This window comes from Intrasporangium sp. (assembly GCF_039812505.1).
Taxonomy (GTDB): Bacteria; Actinomycetota; Actinomycetes; order Actinomycetales; family Dermatophilaceae; genus Intrasporangium_A.
This window is the reverse complement of record NZ_JBDIAQ010000217.1, coordinates 1-4247: the sequence shown is the minus strand read 5'-3', so window position 1 is coordinate 4247 and position 4247 is coordinate 1. Positions and strand designations below refer to the sequence as shown.

The following is a 4247-nucleotide window of genomic DNA, read 5'->3' as shown; positions in this document are numbered from 1 at the left end:
GAGCCAGCCGCACCAGGAGGAACGATGACCACCCACGCCGGCCCAGCGGCATACCTCGGGGACGACCTGCTCGAGCGGATCCGGGGGCGGGCCGCGCGGATCGACCGCGAGAACGGCTTCTTCGACGAGGACCTCGACGAGCTGCGCGCGGCGGGCTACCTCACCGCGATGGTCCCGGCCGACCTCGGCGGCGCCGGTCTCACCCTGCAGCAGCTGACCCTCGAACAGATGCGCCTGGCCGGTGCCGCGCCGGCCACCGCGCTCGCCGTGAACATGCACCACGTCTGGGTGGGGGTGGCGAACACCGTTCGGGCACACGGAGACTCGTCGATGGACTTCGTCCTCGAGGAGGCGGCCGCTGGTGAGGTCTTCGGCTTCGGGATCTCCGAGGCCGGCAACGACCTGGTGCTCTTCGGCTCGTCCAGCCAAGCCGAGCCCGACGGCGCGGGAGGCTACCGCTTCACCGGGACGAAGATCTTCACCTCCCTGTCGCCGGCCTGGACCCGGCTCGGCACGTTCGGCACGGACAGCTCGGGCGAGGACGGCCCGCACTCCGTCTACGGGTTCGTCCGCCGCGACGACCCGGGGGTCACCGTCAAGGACGACTGGGACACCCTCGGGATGCGCGCCAGCCAGTCCTGCACGACAGTCCTCGAGCAGGCGTATGCCCCTGCCGACCGGATCGTCCGCCGCATCCCGCCCGGGCCCACGATGGACCCGTTCGTCTTCGGCATCTTCGCCAACTTCGAGGTGCTCCTCGCGTCGGTCTACACGGGCATCGCCAAGCGCGCGGTCGAGGTCGCCACGCAGACGGTCGGGCGCCGGACCTCGTTGAAGAACAACGGCGCCCCGTACTCCAACGACCCCGACATCCGCTGGCGCCTCGCCGACGCCGCCATGGCCCTCGACGGGATCTACCCGCAGCTCGAGCTGATCGCCCGCGACGTCGACACCCTCGCGGACCGCGGCAGCCTGTGGATGCCGCAGCTGTCCGCAGTCAAGTCACGGGCCACCGAGACGGCGCTGCGGGTGGTCGAGCAGTGCATCCGCGTCTCGGGCGGCTCGTCGTACTTCAGCTCGAGCGAGCTGTCGCGACTCTATCGCGACGTCCTCGCCGGGATCTTCCACCCGAGCGACGACGAGTCGGTGCACGGCGCATGGGCGAACGCACTGCTCGGCCCGGTCGTGCCGTGGCCCCCCGAGGAGGGCTGAGGCCGCGACCGCCCAGCGTCACGACCCGCCCGGCGTCACGACCGGCCGACCGCCCGGCGCCTGCTCAGCCGCGGTCGGTCAGTGCGTCGATCAGCAGGCTCAGCCCGATGGACAGCAGCCAGCTGTCCTTGGAGATCGCCGTGCCCTGCTGGCTCGGCCAGATGCTGTTCGGCCGGCGCAGCGCCGGGGTGCGGGCGTACATCCCCACGAGGCCGCCGGCGAAGCCGGTCAGCATCGCCCCGGCCACGCCGCGGGGGACGAACGGGGTCAGCAGCGCCGTGCCCAGGGTCATCTCGACCGTGGACAGCGCCTTGACGAACTGCTTCGGCGGGATGTCCTTGAGAACCGGGTACGCACCCGCGGCCATGCCGTGCAGTCCGGCCGCCAGCTCCTCGTTCGCGCCGCGCTTGCTCAGCCCGGAGTGCAGGATGTAGGCGCCCGTCGCGAGCCGGATGGGGATCGTGTGCAGTTTCATCGTGTTCCTCTCGTGGACCGGCCCGAGGCCGCTTGTCGGTCTCGGGCGGTACGTCGGTTCTGTGCCACCCCGTCTCAATTCTGCCCACGTGCCGGCGGGCTGGGCACGGGAGGGGGGCGGGACGCATGCGTTCACAGCGGATCCGGAGGTGGTGCCCGCGGTGCTCCCAGACTCGCGGCCTACCGTCATGGCACGGAAGCAGGGCAGTACAACGAGGTGACGAGGGGCACCAGGAAGGCCTTCCATTATGCGAGGTTGGCGCGGTGGTCGGGCCGGCGTGGTGTTCGTCGTCTTCGTGTTCGTCGTCGGGGCGTGGTTGGTCACCCACCCCGGTGACGACGCCTCCCCGTACAGCCATGCCCCGCGACCGGTCGCGCGGTCCGTCCCGACGGTTACGCTCCCTCCGTCGGGCGGGCCGCCGTCCACCACCGCGGCGCCGCCGTCGACAACGAACTGACGCCTGCGACAGCGCGACCGGCCGTCACGGCGCGCCCGCCTGCCGCACCGCGCCCGCGTGCCGCAGCGTGCCCTACGTGCCCGCCTGCCACAGCACCCCTGATCGTCGCGGCCCCGACCGCAGGGTCGTCGATGACCGGACGGGACCCGACACCCCACCGGCTCACGCAACGGAGCGCCGCGACTCTCCCTTGGTGACCTCGAAGACGAAGTAGCGGAACGGCCACTTCCCGGCCCGCCCTCGGTTGCGGGCGGCGTGGCCGTCCCGCTCGGCCCACAGGGGGATCTCCATCGGCGCGAAGTGGTCGCGGCTCCAGATCTCGAGCACCGATCCCGGGGCCAGGTCACGGATCTGCTGGGCGGCCCGGATCAGCCCGACCGCACAGGGCGTCCTCCGGTTGTCCAGCAGGAAGCGCGTGGTCATCGGTGGTCTTCCTGCTCGGCGAGGTCGTCGATGTTGCACACTCCCTGGACCGGCGAGCAGTGCCGGAACAGGGGACAGGTGATGAAGACCACGACGAGGGCGATGATCGCCAGCACCTTGAGCGGGATCAGGATGCCCGGGAAGCTCGTCCACCAGCCCAGCGGCAGGGCGCGGAACGCGTCGGCCATGACCAGCCCGGTCACGATGATCGTCGGGAGCACGAAGCGCACCACCCAGCGGAAGCGGTCCAGCTGGCGCGCCCCGGCCAGGACCGCGTCGACGTTCGGGTGGCGCCGCCCCACGGGCATGGCGACGGCGATGTTCCACAGTGCCCCGCCGAGCCAGAGGGTGAACGCGGTCAGGTGCAGCGCTCGGATGCCCGCAGCCCAGTCGGGCCCGACGTCGGCGTAGGCCCACCCGGCGATCAGGGCCACCACCAGGGCCAGCGCCGGCCCGGCGACCGCGCCCCGTCCCACCCCCACGGCGAGCAGGCCGGCCAGGGCCAGGGTCGCCGCGACGATCCCCCACCGCAGCAGCGGCTCCCCGGCGAGTGCCGGCACCACGAAGGGCCCGGCCGCGCCGAGCAGCACGACGGGGCTGACCCAGCGGCCGACCTCGTCGGCCCGGCGCAGCAGGTCGCCGGTCAGGGCATCGACGCGCACCTGGTCGACCCCCTTCTCGGCGCGCCGCAGGTAGAGCAGCCGCCACGCCAGGAAGCCGCCGGCCAGCGCGACCGCCCACAGGGACAGCCACCGCACCAGCAGACCCGCGCCGGAGACCCCCAGGCCCAGGCCGGTGAAGACCGCCCCGCCGACCGAGGCCAGGGTGATCAGGGTGAAGGCCACCTTGGGCAGGAACGGTGTCTCCTCCTTGACGATGACCTGGAGCGTGTCGACGCGCCGTTCGTCGCGTTCGCTCAGCCCCGGGATGGACAGATCCATCACGACCTCCATTTAAATACGGTTGCTACCGTTGAAAATACCGTGCCGACCCGGCGGGAGGGAAGGTGACCCTCAGGTTCCCGGGCCGGGGCCGTCGCGGCAGCCCCGCGGCGCGGCACCGGGGCCACGTCGTCCCCGTCCGTATGCCGCCCACTCGCGACGGTTCCGACGGTGGGGCCGGAGGGTGGTTTCGCCGGGTTGGGCCCGGAGTGTGGGTGCCGGTGACCCCGCTCTTGCCGACCGGCCCGTCGTCCTTCAGCATTGGAGAAGAGCACTGGAGGTGGCCATGGACTCGACATTGACGACCTACCTCGAGCGGGTCAGGGCCCAGCGCGCCGAGCTGCGTGAGTCCGTTGCCGCGCTCGACACGGCCCTTGCCTCGCCGGTGGCCAGGGGAGGTGCGTGGCGCGAACGGGTCCGGGCCGCGCTCGCCGAGCTGTCCCACGACTTCGACGACCACATCAACCTCACCGAGGCGCCCGGCGGCCTGCACGACAGCCTGCGCTCGAGCGACCCGCGGCTCTCGTCCGCGGTCCAGCGGCTGACGAGCGAGCACGACGAGTACCGCGACGCGATCGGCGCCTACCTCGCCGTGCTGGAGCACGGCGGGACCGTGGCCGACCTGCCCGACTTCCGCAAGGAGGTCGGTGAGCTCGTCGCGCGGATCGTGCGGCATCGGCGGATGGGGGGCGACCTCGTGTACGAGGCGTTGCACGTCGACCTCGGCGGGTCCGACTGA

The 4247-nt window shown here is 72.0% G+C and carries 5 protein-coding genes; 2 read left to right on the top strand and 3 right to left on the bottom strand.

Annotation, left to right across the window (positions count from 1 at the left end; all coding sequences use genetic code 11):
- The first annotated feature begins 24 nt into the window (after positions 1-24).
- Positions 25-1212: an acyl-CoA dehydrogenase family protein gene (locus tag WMI84_RS17170; protein ID WP_347354996.1), complete on the top strand. Its 1188-nt coding sequence runs from the start codon at positions 25-27 to the stop codon at positions 1210-1212.
- 64 nt (positions 1213-1276) lie between these two features.
- On the opposite strand, the gene WMI84_RS17165 is transcribed toward WMI84_RS17170, so the two are convergent.
- The 3 genes from WMI84_RS17165 to WMI84_RS17155 all read right to left on the bottom strand — a co-directional run bounded on the left by WMI84_RS17165 (position 1277) and on the right by WMI84_RS17155 (position 3508).
- On the bottom strand, positions 1277-1687 hold the full coding sequence (locus WMI84_RS17165) for a hypothetical protein (protein ID WP_347354995.1): 411 nt from the start codon (positions 1685-1687) through the stop codon (positions 1277-1279).
- Between the two features lie 619 nt (positions 1688-2306).
- Complete coding sequence (locus WMI84_RS17160; protein ID WP_347354994.1) at positions 2307-2567, bottom strand: sulfurtransferase TusA family protein; 261 nt, start codon at positions 2565-2567, stop codon at positions 2307-2309.
- Positions 2564-3508, bottom strand: a complete 945-nt coding sequence (locus WMI84_RS17155) for a hypothetical protein (RefSeq protein WP_347354993.1) — start codon at positions 3506-3508, stop codon at positions 2564-2566. Before WMI84_RS17155 ends, WMI84_RS17160 begins: the two co-directional genes overlap by 4 nt.
- A gap of 286 nt (positions 3509-3794) precedes the next feature.
- Between WMI84_RS17155 and WMI84_RS17150 the strand changes: the two genes are divergently transcribed.
- Positions 3795-4247, top strand: coding sequence for a hypothetical protein (locus tag WMI84_RS17150; RefSeq protein ID WP_347354992.1), 453 nt, complete (start codon positions 3795-3797; stop codon positions 4245-4247).

Coding starts and splice junctions, on each gene's coding strand:
- WMI84_RS17150 (WP_347354992.1), top strand. CDS start 3,795: ATGGACTCGACATTGACGACCTACCTCGAGCGGGTCAGGGCCCAGCGC.
- WMI84_RS17160 (WP_347354994.1), bottom strand. CDS start 2,567: ATGACCACGCGCTTCCTGCTGGACAACCGGAGGACGCCCTGTGCGGTC.
- WMI84_RS17155 (WP_347354993.1), bottom strand. CDS start 3,508: ATGGATCTGTCCATCCCGGGGCTGAGCGAACGCGACGAACGGCGCGTC.
- WMI84_RS17165 (WP_347354995.1), bottom strand. CDS start 1,687: ATGAAACTGCACACGATCCCCATCCGGCTCGCGACGGGCGCCTACATC.
- WMI84_RS17170 (WP_347354996.1), top strand. CDS start 25: ATGACCACCCACGCCGGCCCAGCGGCATACCTCGGGGACGACCTGCTC.